The organism is Sphingomonas rustica (assembly GCF_039652585.1).
In the GTDB taxonomy this organism is placed as follows: domain Bacteria; phylum Pseudomonadota; class Alphaproteobacteria; order Sphingomonadales; family Sphingomonadaceae; genus Sphingomonas; species Sphingomonas rustica.
Genome location: NZ_JBDIZK010000010.1, coordinates 153444 through 171046, shown reverse-complemented (window position 1 = coordinate 171046; position 17603 = coordinate 153444). Strand labels below are relative to the sequence as shown.

The window sequence follows — 17603 nt, the reverse complement described above, 5'->3', positions numbered from 1 at the left end:
GTCGCCGCTCCCGCCCGCGGTCGAGGCGCCTCCGCTTCCCGCAACCGGTTCCCCGCCCGCGCGCAAGCGCCGTCTGCTCTCGCTTTTTGCCGAAAAGGAACATCCATGTCCCGTGCTCTGAACATCAAGGCCACCGTCGCCGAAGTCATCGCCATGTCCGCCAAGAAGGGCGCGGCGATCACGGCGATCGAGCCGCTGACCCCGGCCGGAACGCGCGTGGTGTACATGAATTCCGACCAGACGGCCACGATCGCCCGCGCCTATGGCTCGCGCGTCATTACCGGCCCGGTCGTGCGCGAGGCATGGGGCACGCGCCGCATGATCTGACCTGTCGGGCAGGCCGGGTGTATCCCGGCCCGCCTCACGGTTGCGGGACACGCCTCGCTGACAAAAATGAAATCGGCCGCGCCTGTGCGCGCCGGCCGCGAATCGCCGCACCTTGCCTTGGTTCCCAAGCGCTTACACGGGTCATGGCGGGTCCGACCCAGATGCCCGCCGCCGGCTCCCCCTGACATGCCCCCTTGCGTCGGTCGAAACCCGCGGTAGCGTCTGGCGGGACACCATATCAGGGGCTTTCGATGACCGCATTCCGTACCGCATTTGCCGCGCTGGCCTTCATTGCCGGATCGGCACTCTCGCTTCCTGCCGCGGCGCAGATGGTGCGGGGGCAGAACCCCCAATCGGTTCTCGCCGCGATGAAGGCGGGCGGCTATTCCGGGGCCACGCTGAGCACCGACAAGGGCGGCGACCCGATGATCAACGCCGAAACCAACGACACCAAGTTCGCCGTGTTCTTCTACAACTGCAAGGACAACAAGGACTGCGCCACGGTGCAGTTCTACACGGCCTACAAGGCAGAGAAGCCGATCGCGCTCGAGCGGATCAACGAGTGGAACAACAGCCGCCGTTTCGGCCGGGCCTCGCTCGACAAGGACAATGATCCGGTGATCCGTATGGATGTGGACCTCGACGATGGCGGCATGCCGCAGGCGCTGTTCATCGACAATCTGGAATTCTGGGAGTCGGTCGTGGTCGGCTTCGAAAAGCATATCGCTTCCTGAGGGCATTGCGTGCGGCCTGGTCGGGGAACCCGGTTCCTCCGCCAGGCCGACGGGGCGATCTTCGCCCTTGCATCCCCCGCCGGCTCGGTTAGCTACGGCGCCGTGAAGATATTGGGGGGCTTGATGACAAACCGCATTCGTACCGCATTCGCCGCGCTGGCCATGATCGCCGGCGTCACTGTCGCGCTGCCCGCCGCGGCACAGATGGTGCGCGCACAGGATCCGCAATCGGTTCTGGCGGCGATGAAGGCGGGCGGCTATTCCGACGCGACGCTCGGCAAGGACGGCGAAGGCGATCCGAAGATTTCCGCCGAGATCGACGGTACGACCTTCCACGTGTATTTCTACAATTGCACCGGCAACAAGGCGTGCGCCACTGTGCAGTTCCACGCCGGTTACGACCTGAAGAAGCCGATCAAGCTCGAGCGGATCAACGAATGGAACCGCACCCAGCGGTTCGGCCGCGCCTATGTCGACGACGAGGGCGATCCGATCCTCCAGATGGACCTCGACCTGGACGATGGCGGCGTTTCACGGCTCCTGTTCATCGACAATCTGGAATTCTGGGCCGCCGTGGTTTCCAAGTTCGAAACGCATATCGGCTTCTAAGGGGCGACCGGGCGGCGCTAGGGCGAGGGGGGCAGGGCACCCGTCTCGCCATAGGTCGCGATCCACGCGGGCGGTTCCTGTTCCTTCGATCCGTCCACTCGCACGCCCGTCGCCCGGGCCCAGCGATAGCCCCACATCGGGCCGAACTTCGTCGCGACCGCCGGTGAGGTGGCATAGGCCGGGTCGGCCTGCGCTTCGGCCAGCGAGACGAAGCCGAAACCCTCCGCCCGGAACAGCGCGACCAGTTCGTCCAGCGTCGCGGCGTTGATCTCGTTGACATGGAGCAGCAGGATCGCGGGCGGCGCACGGCCCAGCACCTCGCGGCTCAATCCCTGATAATAGCGGATCTGCACGCGGCTATGGTCCAGATAGGCGCGGATGATCCGTGCCCTCGACACCGGGTCGGTGGCGGCGCGGACATAGGCGCGGTTGAACAGATAGTCCGACGTGTCGATCGTCGATGCCGCCAGCCGATAGCCGCGCTCGGCCAGGGCCGCCTCGATCGCGACGCGCTTCGCCTCGGTCTCGCCGACATGGTTATAGGCGAAGCGATAGAAACGCAGCGGCCGGCGATAGCGTTCGGCCAGCGGCCGGATCGTCCGCTCGCCCGCCTCGATCTCGGTGCGGATCGCGGCGATGTCGAGCCGGTTGATATCGGCATGCGTCGCGCCGTGATTGCCCAGTTCCAGCCCGGCGGCGATCCAGTCGCGCACCAGCCGCCGGCCGGCATCGCCCAGCGCGGTCACATTCTGCTCGGTCACGAACCCGATCGCCGGCACCCGCTCGCGGCGCAGCGTGCGGACGATCGCGCGGTTGGCGGCACGCGCCTCGGCCAGCGGAACGTCGCCCGCGCCCGCCATGGGCAGATCGTCGAACGTGATCGCGACGCTCGGCCGCTCGCCGCGCGGCTGTGCCGGGACGGCCTGGGGCGCGATCGCCAGCAGTGCTGCCGCGAGCCCGAGGAGCGGCCGGATCATTGCACCTGCCCCTGCTGCTGCCAGACGGTCTTCGTCGCGTAATCGACCGCGAAGCCGCGCGTCGTCAGCCAGTCCATGCCCAGGATCGCCAGCCGGTCGCCCGCCATGGCCAGCCGGCCGAACACCGGCAACGCGCCGACGCGCACCGGTGCGGAGGTCCAGCGCCACGTGCCGACGCGGATATCGGCAAGGGTGGCAGAGCTCAGCGGCAGCTCGCGGCCGTCGATGCCCGCGATCGAGCCGGCCGGCCTCAACCGCGCGGGATCGATGCCGGCCACGCGGGCGAATTCCGGATTGAGCGTCGTGTACTGTGCGCCGGTATCCAGCAATGCCCAGCCATCGGCCTGGCCGATGCGGATCGGCAGCATGATCTTCCAGGGCTGGATCCATTTGACCTCGACCCGGCGCCAGCCGCGCCCGGCGGGGCGGCTGCCCCCGGGGGCGATCGTCACGCACCCGCTGCCCGGCATCCAGCGGGTCAGCCGGTCGCCGAACAGGTCGGTTCCGGCCAGCCCGACGATCCGGTGGCTGGCGAGGGCGGGCGCCTCGATCGATGGGAGGGCGACGTTGCGCAGGCTGAGCGGGCCTGCGTCGAAGGCGGCGACCTGATGATATCGCACCGTGACGCCGCCGCCCATGCCCTGGGCGGTCTCGGTCGCGGCGTTGCGGGGCAGGGCCAGGCGCGCCGCGGTGGCGGGGTCGATCGTGGTCCCGCTCGATCCGGTATCGAGGATGAAGGACAATGGTTCGCTGCCGTTGACGCGCGCGGCGATCACCGGCGTGCCCTCGTCGCCGCGCTCGATCGCCAGGCAGGCGCCGTCCGCGGCCAGCGCCGCTGCGAGTGCGAGTGGGCTCACCGGGCTTGGCCCAGCGGCAAGAAAGGCTCCAACATCTTGCTGCGATACGTCTCGCCGTCCTGCCAGATATAGAAGGCTCCGGTCCAGATCGTCTCCGGCTGGCCGAGCATCTGGCGCATCAACTCGACCAGCGCCGGTGGCGACTTCTGACTGTCCGACGCGATCGCTGCGATCGCGGCATCGGGCGCGAACCAGCGCAGTTCGTCGAATCCGGCCGGTGCCCGCGCGGTACCGCCGGTCAACCGCGAGCGGTAGTGCGACCTGGTCGAGATCGCAGGGGTGTAGCCGTAGCGATAGCTGAACAACCCGGCCAGGCGGACCTCGTCGATTTCCACGCCATAGGTTCGGGCGAGGTCGGCCAGCCCCTCGCGGATCGTCAGTCTCTTGTCATATCGTACGCCCGGAGTACTCCACCCCATGAAGTTGCGCTGCAACAGCACCTCGCCGGCGTCGTTGACGATGATCAGATTCTGGGTGGTGTAGTTGGGGTCTTCGACCGGCTGCGCGGACGCAGTCCCGGTCCAGAGCACCATCGCGAAGATTGCCAGCAGCGTGCGGATCATCGATTACCCTCCCGTGCTTGCAGATGGTGCATCCGCCGCAGCCAAGTAAAGTCTTTCGTGAGAAAGGATCATCAATGCGATCGTCCGCCGTCCTGAGCGTCGCCGCGCTGGTCGAACGGGTCCGATACCGCATCATCGATCATTTCATGGCGTTTCATGCGATCGAGCCGGAGGAGGCGGTCGACTACCTGCCGACGTCACCGCTCTACCGGCGCGAGTTCGATGCGCTGCTGGCGCGCGGACTGGTCCGGCAGGCGGGGTATCGACGCTACTGGGTCGATCTCGCCGCATGCCAGGCCGATGTCGAACGCCGCCGCCGCCGGGCAGTGCCGATCGTCGTCGCCACTGCCATCGCCTCGGCGGTGGCGCTCACCTTCCTCTATCGCGGCTGAGGCTCCAGGGCGCTGCTCTCGTTCCCGGCGGCGCGGTCGGCGGCCGGGTCCCGGCCCAGGCGATAGGGAAAGGCAAGCCATTCACCGACGGTCCGCGGCGGTCCGGCCTCGGCGATGCCGCAGTCCGGCCATTCCTCGGCGGCCGGAAAATGCGCTGTCCCGAAAACGCGATCCCACAGGGTGGTGAAGGCGCCGAAATTCGTGTCGAAATGCCGCGGCTCCAGCGAGTGATGGATGCGGTGGAACCGGTTGTCGACAAGGCCCAGCCGCCCGGCGCCCAGATGGTAGCGCGTGGGGGAGTGGATGAAGGCGCCGTGGAGATAGAGAAACACGGTCACCACTGCGCTCGTCGCGCCGGCCTCGCTAACGATCAGGCTCGCCGGAATCAGGATCAGCACCGTCTGGATCAGCGGCTCGGTGATATGGTGATAGGCATTTACCGAGTTCAGATCGCGGATCGAATGATGGACCGCGTGAAAGCGCCACAGGAATCGGTGCTGGAACCGGTGACACCAGTAGAAAAAGAAATCGTAGAGGATCGCGGCGGCGATCGGTGCCAGCACCAGAGCGGCCGCCCCGGTCCAGTGAAAGCCGAGCGGCAGCGTCAGGAGCGGCTCGATGCCGGCGGCCACCCAGAGCCGGGTGAATCCCGCCTGGACGAGTGCCGATACCGGCAGCCAGATCGCCCAGAATGCCAGCCCCGGCAGGCGCGTGCGCAGCGGCTGGCGCCCGCGGGGCACCAGCATCTCGACCACGGTCATGAAGATGAAGGCGAAGCTCCACGACCAGAGATAGGGAACGGCGCCGGCGTAAAGCGTCTCGATCAGGTCCATGGCGAAAGGCTAGCGCCGGGAGGTTAAAGTTCCTTACCCGCTTGAACGTGACCGGGAGCCTGGCGGGGCGAGCCGGACCGCCGCCTATTCGATCGTGAAGCTCAGCCCGGCATTGGCTTCCAGCCGCGCCTTCAGCGGCTCGGCCATCAGCGCGCCCGGTGTCCAGATCCCGCCCTTGGCATCCGGGACGTCGCGCGCCAGGCACAGCGCGGCCTCTGCGATCATCTTGCTCGTCGATCCATAGCCGGGGTCGCGGTCGCCCTTCACGCTGGCGGTGACCCGGCGTCCGTCGGGCATCTCGGCGATGAAGGCGATGTCGTAATGGCCGCTGTCGCGCTCTTCCTTCGACGGCCCTTCGCCGGGGGCGGGGCCCTTTTCGGCGCTCATCGGATTCATCTTCGCGATCGCCTCGGCCGCTGCCTTGCCCAGGTCGCCCAGACCCGGGGCCACCATCATCTCGTCATAGCGAAAGTCCGCGCCATAGGGATGGCCCGCCAGGAAATTGGTGCGATGGACATTCTTGGTGTTGATCACCGCCATCATGAAGGGCGCGACCCAGCCGCCGATCGCCTCGTCATATTCGGGCAGCATCCCCTTGGGCTGGCCGGGGCCGGTGAAGCCGGGCGTCAGCGCGAAGGGATCGATCATCACCTTCAGCACCGACGGGTTCCTGGCAGCCGCCATCGCCGTCGCCTTGCCGCTGGCGAAGGTGCCGCCGGAGAAGGTGCCCTTCATCGTGCGTACCCGGCCCTTTACCCGCGGCGCCGGCCCGCCGAAGCGTGCGGTCGCCGCCTGCTGCGCCGTCCAGACGCCCAGGTCGAACGGGATGGAGTCGAACCCGCAGGAAAACACGATCCGCGCGCCGCTGGCCCGGGCCGCGGCGTCGTATTTCTCGATCATGTCGTGCATCCAGTTGGGCTCGCCGCACAGGTCGACATAGCCGGTGCCTGCCTCGACGCACGCCGCCAGCAACGGTTCGCCGTAAAGCTGATAGGGGCCGACCGTGGTGATCACGACGGCCGCCCGGCTGACGAGCGCCTTCAGCGCGGCCGGGTCATCGGCATTGGCGGTCAACAGCGGCGTGTCCGCCGGCGCGCCGATCTCGCTGCGGACCTGCTCCAGCTTTGTCAGCGACCGGCCCGCCATCGCCCAGCGAACGCTGCCGTCCGCATAATGATGCGCCAGATATTCCGCGACCAGCCGCCCGGTAAATCCGGTCGCGCCATAGACGATGATGTCGAACTCAGCCATGTCGCTCTCCCGCTGCCGGTTGCATACCGGCTTTTCTAAAACCGCGGACGTGGTGCCACGCGCGGCCGGGATTGGCTACAGGATTTCGAGCGGGCGGACGCGCCGTGCGGTCAGGCCGCCTCGTTGAACTGCAGCGCCGCCAGCCGGGCATAGAGCCCGCCCTGCGCGACCAGCTCGGCATGGGTGCCGCTCTCGACGATGCGGCCTTCGTCCATCACCACGATCCGGCCCGCTGCGCGCACCGTGGCCAGCCGATGGGCGATGACCAGCGTGGTGCGATCCCGCATCAGCCGCTCCAGCGCATCCTGCACCAGCCGCTCGCTCTCGGCATCCAGCGCGCTGGTCGCCTCGTCCAGCAGCAGGATCGGCGCGTCGCGCAGCAGCGCGCGGGCGATCGCGATCCGCTGGCGCTGCCCGCCCGACAGGCGCGCGCCGCCTTCGCCCAGGAAGGTGTCTAGCCCCTCGGGCAGCTCGCGCAGGAACTCGGCGGCATTGGCCGCCTCCGCCGCTGCCCAGATCGCCTCGTCGCCCGCATCCCAGGCGCCATAGCGCAGATTGTCGCGTGCGTTGGCGGCGAAGATCACCGTCTCCTGCGGCACCATCGCCATGCGGCTTCGGATCTCGCCCGGATCGGCCTGCTTCACCGGCACCCCGTCGACGCGGATCTCGCCGCCCTCGGGGTCGTAGAAGCGCTGGACCAGCTGGAACAATGTCGACTTGCCCGCGCCCGACGGGCCGACCACCGCGACCGTCTCGCCCGGGGCGATCGTCAGGGTGAAGTCGCGCAGCGCCGCAACCTCCGGACGCGTGGGATAGCGGAAGGTGACCTGCTCGAACGCGATCCCGCCCTGGGGCGGCTGGGGCAGGGGAAGGGGATTGGCCGGGGCGGCGATCTCGGGCTGTTCCTGCAACAGCTCGGCCAGCCGGCTGGCGGCGCCCGATGCGCGCAGCAGGTCGCCATAGACTTCGGTCAGTGCGCCGAAAGACCCGGTGACCAGTCCCGCGGTGATGACGAAGGCGGTGATCGCGCCGCCCGAGATGCGGCCGGCCGCCACGCCCGATACCGCGTCCCACATGATCAGCACGATCGCGGTGAACAACAGGCCGATGACCAGCGCGGTCATGATCGCACGCAGCGCGAACCGGCGCTTGGCGGCGACGAACCCGCGCGCGACCGCTTCGTCGAACCGCGCGCTCTCGCGCTTTTCCTGGCCGAATGCCTGGACGATCCGCATCGCGCCCAGCGTCTCCGACGCGATGGCGCCGATATCGGCGATCCGGTCCTGGCTCGACCGCGACAGCGACCGCACCCGCCCGCCCAGCCAGACGATCGGCAGCACGATCAGTGGGATGCCGATGATCAGATAGGTGGCGATGCGGGGCGACAGCGCGAACAGATAGATGATGCCGCCGATGCCGGTCAGCAGGTTGCGCAGCGCGGTCGACACGGTGCTGCCGACGACCTGCTCGATGATCGCGGTGTCCGACGTCAGCCGCGACGCGATCTCCGACGGGCGGTTCTCCTCGAACCAGCGCGGCGGCAGGCGCAGCAGGTTGCGATGCACCCCCGCCCGCATGTCGGCCACGGTCCGCTCGCCCAGCCAGGACACGAAATAGAATCGCACCGCGGTCGCCAGCGCCAGGATCAGCACGACCAGCAACAGGCCCTGGAAATAGACGCCGATGCGGCTGATGTCGCCGCCCTGGGTAAAGCCGTTGTCGACCACGCGCTGGAAGGTCCGCGGAATCCACAGCGTCGCCACCGACGAGGTGACCAGCGCCAGCATCGCCACCACCAGCTGCAACGGATAGCGCCGCGTGAAACTCCACACGACGAGCAAATTGCCCAGCTTGCGGCTCGGCTGGGGCGCAGCCTGGGGCTGGGCGGCGACGGAGGGTAATTCGGCCATGGCGGCTGCGACCTAGCGCGATTGGCCGCCCGGGGAAACCTAGGGAAGTGCATTCAGCCGCCATGTCGACCTCGGGGCCACGCCACCCCTCCGCTGTCACCCCGGCTGGAATGCCGGGGGCCACCCACCCTCCATCCCGGAACCACGGCTGCGCGCCACACTGGCCTCGCAGGCTGGACGTGGGGGGTCCTCGCCGCCGCCCGTCCGGGATGTGCCTTGCAGTGGATGCGGGCACTTCGGCCGGCATGACGGGGGTGTGGTGTTGGCGTGCAGAGAAAGCTCTCCCAACAGCCGACATGACAGTCCGTTTCGTATCGCCACGGACCGCAAAATCGAATCCGCCAGCCGGACAGCCCTGACAACGGGATCAATGCGTAGTGGTCCGGCGTTGCACCGCACAAGACATGGACTATAACTCGCCGTGCCGCCGCCGTCGGGGGGTGACGGTGGAAGGATCGCCAATGTTATATAATGCTTATGAATTCCAAAGGTCTCTGCTCGCCGGCGCCAGTGCCATGGCGAATTTCGGCGCGGGCCTGCTCCAGAATCCGGCCAACCCCTTCGCCTATATGGGGGGCGGCACCGTCCTTGCCTCGGCGCTCGAGGTGTTCGCCCATGCGTCCGCGCCGCGCGGCAAGCCTGCCTTCGGGCTGAACCGGACGACCGTCGACGGCCGCGAGGTCGATGTCGTCGAGGAGGTCGTGCTGCGCAAGCCGTTCGGCCAGCTCAAGCGCTTTGCGCGCCAGGGCGTCGAGGGCGGGCCGAAGCTGCTGATCGTGGCGCCGATGTCGGGCCATTACGCAACGCTGCTGCGCGGCACGGTCGAGCGGATGCTGCCGACCTGCGACGTCCACATCACCGACTGGCGCGATGCCAAGCTGGTGCCGCTGTCCGAAGGGCGGTTCGACCTGGACGACTATGTCGATTATCTGGTCGAGTTCCTCGAGGTGATGGGTCCCGGCGCGCACATGCTCGCCGTCTGCCAGCCCTCGGTTCCCGCCTATGCCGTCGCCGCGCTGATGAGCGCCGACAAGCATCCCTGCCGTCCGAAGACGCTCACCATGATGGGCGGCCCGGTGGACACGCGCGAGGCGCCGACGGCGGTGAACCTGCTCGCCACCGAACGGCCCTTCGCCTGGTTCGAGCGCAACGTCATCGCCAGCGTGCCGGTCACCTATCCGGGCGCCGGGCGCAGCGTCTATCCGGGCTTCCTGCAGCTTGCCGGTTTCATGACGATGAACCTGGGCAACCACATGATCTCGCATTTCGAGATGTTCAAGCACCTGGTCCAGGGCGATGGCGAGAGCGCCGATGCCACCATGGCGTTCTACGATGAGTATCGCGCGGTGTGCGACATGACCGCCGAATTCTATCTCCAGACGATCGACGTGGTGTTCCAGACGCATGCGCTGCCCAAGGGCGAGCTGATGCACCGCGGCCGCCGCGTCGATCCCGGCGCGATCACCGATATCGCGCTGCTGGCGATCGAGGGCGAGCGCGACGACATCTCGGGCCTGGGCCAGACCAAGGCGGCGCTGACGCTGGCCACCGCGCTGCCCGATGCGATGAAGCAGTATCACATGGCGCCCAGCGTCGGCCATTACGGCATCTTCAACGGCTCCAAATGGCGCACGAAGATCGCGCCGGTGGTCGAACAGTGGATCGCCGCGCACAGCGACTGAACGGTTCCGCCGTCAGTCTTTCAGGGCCGGGGCGGAAACGCTCCGGCCCTTTTCATGCATAGTTGAACGCCACGATCGACCAGGCCAGCCAGGCCAGCGCCGCCCAGATCGCGACGACGATCAGCACGCCCCACCAGGACACCGGCCGCTCGGCCGCCTGCGTCGCGGTCGCGCGGTGTTCGGCCAGCACCGCGGGCGGCACCATCTTCTCGAACAGCCACACGCCGATCGGCACCAGGATCGCATCGTCCAGCAGGCCGATGACGGGGATGAAGTCTGGGATCAGGTCGATTGGCGACAGCGCATAGGCCGCGACGAACAGGCCGAACAGCCGCGCATGCAGCGGCGTGCGCGGATCGCGCACCGCCAGCCAGACGGCATGCGCCTCGATCCGGATGCGATGTGCGAGCGATGGCCCCATCGCTGCCGGATGGGACGCGAACGGGGCCGCGTCAAGCGGCGCGGCCCCGGCATGGATTACAGCGCGGTCTCGACGTGGCGGCCGGCTTCCTGCGGCTTGATCGTCTGCCCGGTCAGCATCTTGAACTTGCCGGTCAGCGATTCATCGCCTTCCCAGATCTCGGCATCCTCCAGTTCGAAGCGCAGCATCAGCAGGTTCGGATCGTTGCGGCCGCCCTCGAACCACGCCTCGACGGTGTTCGACCAGTATTTGTCGATGATCGCCGGATCGGCTTCCTCGACCAGATTGCCCTTGATGCATGCGAAGACCACATGATCCTTCGACGCGAAATGGACCATCGCCGGGCCGCCCGGGGCGATCCGGTTGTCCTTGCTGGTGTAGAACCAGAACTTGCCCTCGACATCCTCGTCCAGCTGCGCGGTCATTGGCAGCGCGTGGTCGGTCGCGCCGATGCGCGACACCATGACGAAGGGGCTCTTCGCCATCTTCTTCCACATCCGGTCGCGGACTTCGGCGGGGTTTGCGGTCTCGTCCATTCTCTTTCTCCTGAAAGGGGTTGGAGCGAGAACGGGCAGTCGGGTCAGGCGTTCCCGAAGGCAGTCGCCGCGCCCAGCAATTCCAGGTCGTTGCGATTGACCAGCGCGACCGGCACCTCGCTCAGCTGGCGGCGAAAGCTCGCCTTGGCCTCCATCCGCTGGCGGAAGGCCGGGTCCATCAACTGCAGGTGCAGCGCGCGGGCGATGCTGCCCGTCAGGAAGATCCCGTCCCACGCCCCGAACGCCAGCGCCAGGTCGCCGGCGAACATGCCCAGTTGCTCGACGAACAGCCGCACCGCCGCGGTGCAGGTCTCGTCGCGCCCGGCGCCACGGGTCACTTCCTCCGGCTTCAGCAGCTTCCTGCCGCTCAGCGCCTCGTGCGCCAGCAACAGCCCGTTGGCGCTGATCAGCGTCTCGACCTCGGTCTGGATGCCGCGCGCGCGACAGAAATCGGCGAAGCGCTGGCCGTCGGCAGTGGCGGGGATGAAGCCCATATGCCCCGCCTCGCTCTGCACCGGCACCAGCCGGTCGCCCGCGGTGACCAGCGCGGCGACGCCCAGCCCAGTGCCGGTCCCGATCACCACGTAATTCCCGCCCGGCCGCACCTCGCGCGGCGCCGGACCGCGCAGCGGCGTGAACGCGCCGGCGGGCAACTGGCTGAGCGCCAGCGCATTGGCCGCGCATTCGTTCAGCGCCATCGGCGGCTCGCGCAGCACCGCCTCTACCCCGGACAGCGAGATGTACCAGCGGCTGCCGGTCAGGTTGATCAGGTCGCCCCTTGCTGCGCCCGCCACCGCCAGCACGCTGGGCAGCCGCGCATCGCGCAGGTCGACCGCGGTCAGGTAGGAAACCAGCGCGCTGGTGAAGGTCGGATGCTCGGCGGTCAGGAACTTGCGCACGTCGCGCGGCGCCAGGCCATGTTCCCCGCCGGTCAGCCCGAACCGAACCGACTGCCGCCCGATATCGGCGACCAGCGCCATGCTCTGCCCCATGATCCTGCTCCCTCACGGCCTTCGATGAAGGTCCGGCGACCGTTATCGCTAACAGGCGTTACCGAAAGGAAAACGTGGGGGGAGGGGCGTTCAATCGGACGGATCGGAAGTCGCGAGCGGTGCACGCCATGCGGTCAGCGCTCGCCCCTTGGATCTGCCCCGTACCGGTTCGCACCGTCCGTGCCGGGCGCGAAATAGAAGCCCAGCTGGGCGATCACCAACAGGGTTACCGCCAGCAGTAGCGGCAATGTTCCCGCATCCCAGTCGTACCGCCCTTCCCAGATCAGCATTCGGACGATGGATACGCCATTCGCATCGCCCGGCATCGACATCAGTGCCAGCGCGAGGGGAATCTTCGCGACCCCGATCAGCGCCCACCATCCCGATCGGTCCTGATCATGCATCCGCCGCACGAACAGCGCGATGCTGGGAATCTCCAGTGTCAGTGCCAGCGCGAGCGCAACGGCGACCCACGCCATTTCCGATCGGTCGCCCGCCAGCACCAGGGCGGTCTGAGAAAGAAGCGTGCTGACAAGCAGGAAGCCGAGCGCTTCGGTCCGGGTCGATCGGCCTGCGAACACGAAACTGTCCGCCACCGTTCGAACGAACAGCGGCATCCGGTCGCGCGCGGCGGAAGCGGCGGCAATGTCCATGATCGAAGGCTGCGCGCCGATGCAGTCTTCGTCAACCCTTGGCCTGCCGCGCCTCGGGCGGGCGCCCATCTCCCCCCTGGATGCTGCGCATCCGGGGGGAGATGGGGCCTCTTGCTTACAGGACCTCGAACAACCCGGCTGCGCCCATGCCGCCGCCGATGCACATCGTCACGACGACATACTTCGCGCCGCGGCGCTTGCCCTCGATCAGCGCGTGGCCGGTGCAGCGTGCGCCGGTCATGCCATACGGGTGGCCGATCGAGATCGACCCGCCATTCACGTTCAGCAGCTCGTCGGGAATGCCCAGCTTGTCGCGGCAATACAGGACCTGCACCGCGAACGCCTCGTTCAGCTCCCACAGGCCGATATCGTCCATCTTCAGGCTGAAGCGCTCGAGCAGCTTGGGGATCGCCACGACCGGGCCGATGCCCATCTCGTCGGGCTCGACGCCGCCCACCGCCATGCCGACATAGCGGCCCAGCGGCTGCAGCCCGCGCTTCTCGGCCAGCTTCTCTTCCATCAGCACCGATGCCGAGGATCCGTCGGACAGCTGGCTGGCATTGCCCGCGGTGATCGTGCCGCCGGGGATCACGGTCTGCAGCGCCTTGAGGCCCTCCAGCGTGGTCTCGGGCCGGTTGCCCTCGTCCTTGGTCAGCGTCACTTCCTTGGTCGTGACTTCCTTCGTTTCCTTGTTGACGATGTTCATCGTCGCGGTGACGGGGATGATCTCCTGGTCGAACAGGCCGGCGGCCTGCGCCGCGGCGGTGCGCTGCTGCGACTGGAAGCCATATTCGTCCATCACGTCGCGGCTGATGTTATAGCGCTTGGCGACCACCTCGGCGGTCTGCAGCATCGGCATGTAGACGTCCTTGTGGATCGCCAGCAGCTCGTAATCGGGCGCCACGCGCATCTGCGGCGTCTGCACCAGGCTGATGCTCTCGACGCCGCCGCCGATGGTGATGTCCATCTGGTCGCTGACGATCTGCTTGGCCGCGGTGGCGATCGCCATCAGGCCCGACGAGCATTGCCGGTCGAGCGACATGCCCGACACGCTGACCGGAAGGCCCGCGCGCAGCAGCGAGGTCCGCGCGATATTGCCCGCCTGGTGCCCCTGCTGCAGCGCGCAGCCGAACACCACGTCGTCGACTTCCGCGCCGTCGATCCCGGCCCGCTCGACCGCCGCCTTGATCGAATGGCTGGCCAGCGTGGGCGAGGGCAGGTTGTTGAACGCGCCGCGATAGGCGCGGCCGATCGGCGTGCGGGCGGTGGAGACGATGACTGCGGAACGCATGATGTTCTTCCTTTCTGTGGGCCCGCCGCCGCGCGGCCGGCCGTATCGATGATGGTTCAGACGTAGATCAGCGAGATCCATTCCGCGATCAGCGCGGGCTTGGGCTCGCCTTCAATCTCCAGCGTGAATTCGGTGACCTGTTCCCACACGCCCGGCTGGCGCTCGACGAACTTCAGCAGCTTGAAGCGTCCGCGCACGCGCTTGCCCGATCGTACCGGGGTCAGGAACCGGGTCTTGTTGCCCCCATAGTTGACGCCCATCCGCGCGCCGGCGATCTGCGGCGCGCCGGTGGTCTGCGCCAGCACCGGCATCAGCGACAGCGACAGGAAACCGTGCGCGATCGTGCCGCCGAACGGAGTCTGCGCCGCGCGTTCGGGATCGACATGGATGAACTGGTGGTCGCCGGTCGCCTCGGCGAAACGGTCGATCCGCTCCTGCGTCATTTCCAGCCAGTCGGACACCCGCTCGGTGCCGATGGTTTCTGCCATCTGCTCAACGGTGATGGTATCCACAGAGACTATCCCTCCCGCCGCTTTTTTCGCATAGCGCGCGGGCCCATCTAGTGAGCGGCGCGGGTGCGCCGCAAGTCCAAAGAGACCGGAAACACGAAAATGCCGAATGACGTAGCGTCCAGCCCCCGCGCTTCCATGGCGAGCCTGCACCGGGCCAGCGAACCCGATGTTCTAAAACCGCTTCTGGAGCGTGCGCGGGTCACGCCTGAGTCGCGCGGACGCATCCTCGGCCACGCCGCGGCGCTGCTGGCCGACCTGCGCGCGGCGCAGAATCGCGGCTGGGTGAACCAGTTCCTCCAGGAATATCGCCTGAACTCGTCCGAGGGCGTGGCGCTGCTCAGCCTGGCCGAGGCGTTCCTGCGCGTGCCCGATCCGGAAACCGCCGACCTGCTGATCGCCGACAAGCTGGGCGATGCCGACTGGAAGGCGCATTCGGGCAAGTCGAACTCGATGCTGGTCAATTCCGCCACCTGGGGCCTGATGCTGGGCCGCGCGGTGATCGGCGAGCAGGGCGGGGTGCTGCGCCGCCTGATCTCGCGCGCCGGCGAGCCGTTCGTGCGCCAGGCGGTCGGCGCGGCGATGAAGATGATGGGCGAGGTCTTCGTGATGGGCCGCACCATCGACGAGGCGCGCAAGCGCATGGCCCGGCCCGAGCACAAGGGCTTCACCGCCAGCTTCGACATGCTGGGCGAGGCGGCGCGGACCAGGGCCGATGCCGAACGCTATTTCGGCGCCTATTTCGATGCGATCCGCGCGGTCGGCAAGGATCCGAAATCGGGCCATTCGGTCTCGGTCAAGCTGTCGGCGCTGCATGCCCGCTACGAAGTCGGGCAATATGAAAAATGCGTGCCGGAACTTACCGACATGCTGGCCCAGCTGGCGTCGGAGGCCTGTTCGCAGGGCATCCACCTGACCGTCGATGCCGAGGAGAGCGAGCGGCTCGACATGTCGCTCGACATCATCGGCTCGGTCGCGCGTCGGCCGGAGCTCAAGGGCTGGGACGGCTATGGCATGGCGGTCCAGGCCTATGGCAAGCGCGCCCGCGCGGTCATCGCCTGGGCCGACCAGCTCGGCCGGCCGATGAACGTCCGCCTGGTCAAGGGCGCCTATTGGGACAGCGAGATCAAGCGCACCCAGGTCGAGGGGCTGGACGATTATCCGCTGTTCACGCGCAAGGCGTCGACCGACGTCTCCTATCTCGCCTGCGCCCGCGACATGCTCGACGCGACCAACATCGTCCCCGCCTTTGCCAGCCACAATGCGCTGACCGTCGCGACCATTCTCGAATGGGCGGGCAAATCGCGCGACTTCGAGTTCCAGCGGCTGCACGGCATGGGCGAGGGGCTGTACGAGCGGCTGGTCCAGGAAGACGGCTATCACTGCCGCATCTATGCGCCCGTCGGCGGCCACCGCGACCTGCTCGCCTATCTGGTCCGCCGCCTGCTCGAGAACGGCGCCAATTCCAGCTTCGTCCACCAACTGGCCGACGAGCATCTGTCCGAAGAGGAATTGCTCGCCGATCCGGTCAGCAAGATCGCCGCGGTCGGCGGCACCCGCCACCCCAATATCCCGCTGCCCAGGGACCTGTTCGGCGACTGGGCCAATTCGGGCGGCATCGACCTTCAGGAACGCTCGATCCTGCACCAGACCGCCGAGGCGATCGGCGCCTTCCCCTTCGTGCCCGAGGGCGCGGCGACCGTCCCGGTCGGCGACGCGGTGACGCGCGCGCAGGCGGCGTTCACCGGCTGGTCGGATCAGAGCATCGAGACCCGCGCCGCGACGCTGGAACGCCTCGCCGACCTGCTCGAGGCCAACCGGATCGAGCTGATGGCGCTGGCGGTCAAGGAAGCGTTCAAGACCATCCCCGACGCGCTGGGCGAAGTGCGCGAGGCGGCCGACTTCTGCCGCTACTACGCGATGCAGGCGCGCCGCGGGCTGGCCCCGATCGCGCTGCCCGGGCCGACCGGCGAGCGCAACGAGCTGCGCATGGAAGGGCGCGGCGTCTGGGCGACGATCGCCCCGTGGAACTTCCCGCTGGCGATCTTCCTCGGCCAGACAGCAGCCGCGCTGGTCGCGGGCAACACCGTGGTGGCCAAGCCCGCGCCGCAGACCCCGGCGATCGCCCGCGCCGCCGTGCGCCTGGCGCATCAGGCGGGGGTGCCGCAGGACGCCCTGATCCTGGTCCCCGGCGGCCCCGAGGTGGGCGCGGCGCTGACTGCCGATCCGCGCATCGCCGGCGTCGCCTTCACCGGATCGACGCCGACCGCGAAGAAGATCGCCCGCGCGCTGCTCGACGGCGACGATCGCCCGCTGGTGCCGCTGATCGCGGAGACCGGCGGCATCAACGCGATGATCGTCGATTCCACCGCACTGCCCGAACAGGTGGTGGCCGACGTGCTGACCTCGTCCTTCCGCTCGGCCGGCCAGCGCTGCTCCGCCCTGCGCCTGCTCGTCCTGCAGGAAGAGATCGCCGACACGGTGATCGAGATGCTGAAGGGGGCGATGGAGCTGCTGGTGATCGGCGATTCCGGCGATCCCGCGACCGATGTCGGCCCGGTGATCGACGATGCCGCCTATGACAAGCTCATGGGCTATCGCGACTCGGTGAAGGCGCGCTGGATGAAGACGCTGCCGGTGCCCGCCACCGGCCGCTTCGTTCCGCCGACGATGATCCGCCTCGACGACATGGACGATCTGCGGACCGAGTGGTTCGGACCGATCCTCCACGTCGCGACCTGGCCGGCGGGCGAGCTTGCCCGGACGATCGACCGGATCAACGCCAAGGGCTTCGGCCTGACCATGGGCCTGCACAGCCGCATCGCCCGCTCGGGCGAACTGGCGGAGATGCGCGCGCGCGTCGGCAATCTCTACATCAACCGCTCGATGATCGGCGCGGTGGTCGGCTCGCAGCCGTTCGGTGGCGAGGGCCAGTCGGGCACCGGCCCCAAGGCCGGCGGCCCGCACTATCTCCACCGCTTCTGCGCCGAACGCTCGGTATCGGTCGACACGACCAGCGCCGGCGGCAACGCCACGCTGCTTTCGCTTGACGAGGGCGGCATCTGA

18 protein-coding genes are annotated in these 17603 nt (G+C 67.9%); 6 read left to right on the top strand and 12 right to left on the bottom strand.

Annotated features, from left to right (window positions below; all coding sequences use genetic code 11):
- Positions 1 to 105 precede the first annotated feature (105 nt).
- The 3 genes from TPR58_RS16760 to TPR58_RS16750 all read left to right on the top strand — a co-directional run bounded on the left by TPR58_RS16760 (position 106) and on the right by TPR58_RS16750 (position 1670).
- Entirely contained in the window at positions 106 to 327 is a 222-nt protein-coding gene (locus TPR58_RS16760) for a hypothetical protein (RefSeq protein WP_346247874.1), read from the top strand.
- A 251-nt stretch (positions 328 to 578) separates the two neighbouring features.
- A complete protein-coding gene (locus TPR58_RS16755) occupies positions 579 to 1061 on the top strand; it encodes a YbjN domain-containing protein (RefSeq protein ID WP_346247873.1) in 483 nt (160 codons plus the stop codon).
- Positions 1062 to 1184: 123 nt separating this feature from the next.
- Complete coding sequence (locus TPR58_RS16750) at positions 1185 to 1670, top strand: YbjN domain-containing protein (protein ID WP_346247872.1); 486 nt, start codon at positions 1185 to 1187, stop codon at positions 1668 to 1670.
- Positions 1671 to 1687: 17 nt separating this feature from the next.
- Here the strand turns inward: TPR58_RS16750 and TPR58_RS16745 are convergent, their stop codons facing one another.
- The 3 genes from TPR58_RS16745 to TPR58_RS16735 are packed head-to-tail and all read right to left on the bottom strand — an operon-like array spanning position 1688 to position 4067.
- Positions 1688 to 2647: a polysaccharide deacetylase family protein gene (locus tag TPR58_RS16745; RefSeq protein WP_346247871.1), complete on the bottom strand. Its 960-nt coding sequence runs from the start codon at positions 2645 to 2647 to the stop codon at positions 1688 to 1690.
- Positions 2644 to 3504: a retroviral-like aspartic protease family protein gene (locus tag TPR58_RS16740; RefSeq protein WP_346247870.1), complete on the bottom strand. Its 861-nt coding sequence runs from the start codon at positions 3502 to 3504 to the stop codon at positions 2644 to 2646. Before TPR58_RS16740 ends, TPR58_RS16745 begins: the two co-directional genes overlap by 4 nt.
- Positions 3501 to 4067: an NUDIX hydrolase gene (locus TPR58_RS16735; protein ID WP_346247869.1), complete on the bottom strand. Its 567-nt coding sequence runs from the start codon at positions 4065 to 4067 to the stop codon at positions 3501 to 3503. The genes TPR58_RS16740 and TPR58_RS16735 overlap by 4 nt, the downstream gene beginning before the upstream one ends.
- A gap of 74 nt (positions 4068 to 4141) precedes the next feature.
- Between TPR58_RS16735 and TPR58_RS16730 the strand changes: the two genes are divergently transcribed.
- On the top strand, positions 4142 to 4459 hold the full coding sequence (locus TPR58_RS16730) for a hypothetical protein (RefSeq protein ID WP_346247868.1): 318 nt from the start codon (positions 4142 to 4144) through the stop codon (positions 4457 to 4459).
- On the opposite strand, the gene TPR58_RS16725 is transcribed toward TPR58_RS16730, so the two are convergent.
- From TPR58_RS16725 to TPR58_RS16715, 3 genes are all read right to left on the bottom strand, one after another.
- Positions 4447 to 5292 carry a sterol desaturase family protein gene (locus tag TPR58_RS16725; RefSeq protein WP_346247867.1) on the bottom strand — a complete coding sequence of 282 codons (846 nt, stop codon included), beginning with the start codon at positions 5290 to 5292 and terminating at the stop codon, positions 4447 to 4449. The genes TPR58_RS16730 and TPR58_RS16725 overlap by 13 nt on opposite strands.
- 84 nt (positions 5293 to 5376) lie before the next feature.
- On the bottom strand, positions 5377 to 6543 hold the full coding sequence (locus TPR58_RS16720) for a saccharopine dehydrogenase family protein (RefSeq protein WP_346247866.1): 1167 nt from the start codon (positions 6541 to 6543) through the stop codon (positions 5377 to 5379).
- Positions 6544 to 6653: 110 nt separating this feature from the next.
- Positions 6654 to 8453, bottom strand: coding sequence for an ABC transporter transmembrane domain-containing protein (locus TPR58_RS16715; protein ID WP_346247865.1), 1800 nt, complete (start codon positions 8451 to 8453; stop codon positions 6654 to 6656).
- 461 nt (positions 8454 to 8914) lie between these two features.
- Between TPR58_RS16715 and TPR58_RS16710 the strand changes: the two genes are divergently transcribed.
- Positions 8915 to 10135: a polyhydroxyalkanoate depolymerase gene (locus TPR58_RS16710; RefSeq protein ID WP_346247864.1), complete on the top strand. Its 1221-nt coding sequence runs from the start codon at positions 8915 to 8917 to the stop codon at positions 10133 to 10135.
- 52 nt (positions 10136 to 10187) lie between these two features.
- On the opposite strand, the gene TPR58_RS16705 is transcribed toward TPR58_RS16710, so the two are convergent.
- The 6 genes from TPR58_RS16705 to TPR58_RS16680 all read right to left on the bottom strand — a co-directional run bounded on the left by TPR58_RS16705 (position 10188) and on the right by TPR58_RS16680 (position 14516).
- Positions 10188 to 10556: a YkvA family protein gene (locus TPR58_RS16705; protein WP_346247863.1), complete on the bottom strand. Its 369-nt coding sequence runs from the start codon at positions 10554 to 10556 to the stop codon at positions 10188 to 10190.
- 56 nt (positions 10557 to 10612) lie between these two features.
- Entirely contained in the window at positions 10613 to 11092 is a 480-nt protein-coding gene (locus TPR58_RS16700; protein ID WP_346247862.1) for a pyridoxamine 5'-phosphate oxidase family protein, read from the bottom strand.
- A 44-nt stretch (positions 11093 to 11136) separates the two neighbouring features.
- On the bottom strand, positions 11137 to 12084 hold the full coding sequence (locus tag TPR58_RS16695) for a glucokinase (RefSeq protein WP_346247861.1): 948 nt from the start codon (positions 12082 to 12084) through the stop codon (positions 11137 to 11139).
- A gap of 134 nt (positions 12085 to 12218) precedes the next feature.
- Positions 12219 to 12737 (bottom strand): DUF805 domain-containing protein, encoded by a 519-nt coding sequence (locus TPR58_RS16690; RefSeq protein WP_346247860.1) that lies wholly within the window; start codon positions 12735 to 12737, stop codon positions 12219 to 12221.
- Positions 12738 to 12852: 115 nt separating this feature from the next.
- A complete protein-coding gene (locus TPR58_RS16685; protein WP_346247859.1) occupies positions 12853 to 14028 on the bottom strand; it encodes an acetyl-CoA C-acyltransferase in 1176 nt (391 codons plus the stop codon).
- Positions 14029 to 14084: 56 nt separating this feature from the next.
- Positions 14085 to 14516: a MaoC family dehydratase gene (locus tag TPR58_RS16680; protein WP_346247936.1), complete on the bottom strand. Its 432-nt coding sequence runs from the start codon at positions 14514 to 14516 to the stop codon at positions 14085 to 14087.
- A gap of 123 nt (positions 14517 to 14639) precedes the next feature.
- Here TPR58_RS16680 and TPR58_RS16675 point away from each other — a divergent pair, with 123 nt between their 5' ends.
- Complete coding sequence (locus TPR58_RS16675) at positions 14640 to 17603, top strand: L-glutamate gamma-semialdehyde dehydrogenase (protein WP_346247858.1); 2964 nt, start codon at positions 14640 to 14642, stop codon at positions 17601 to 17603.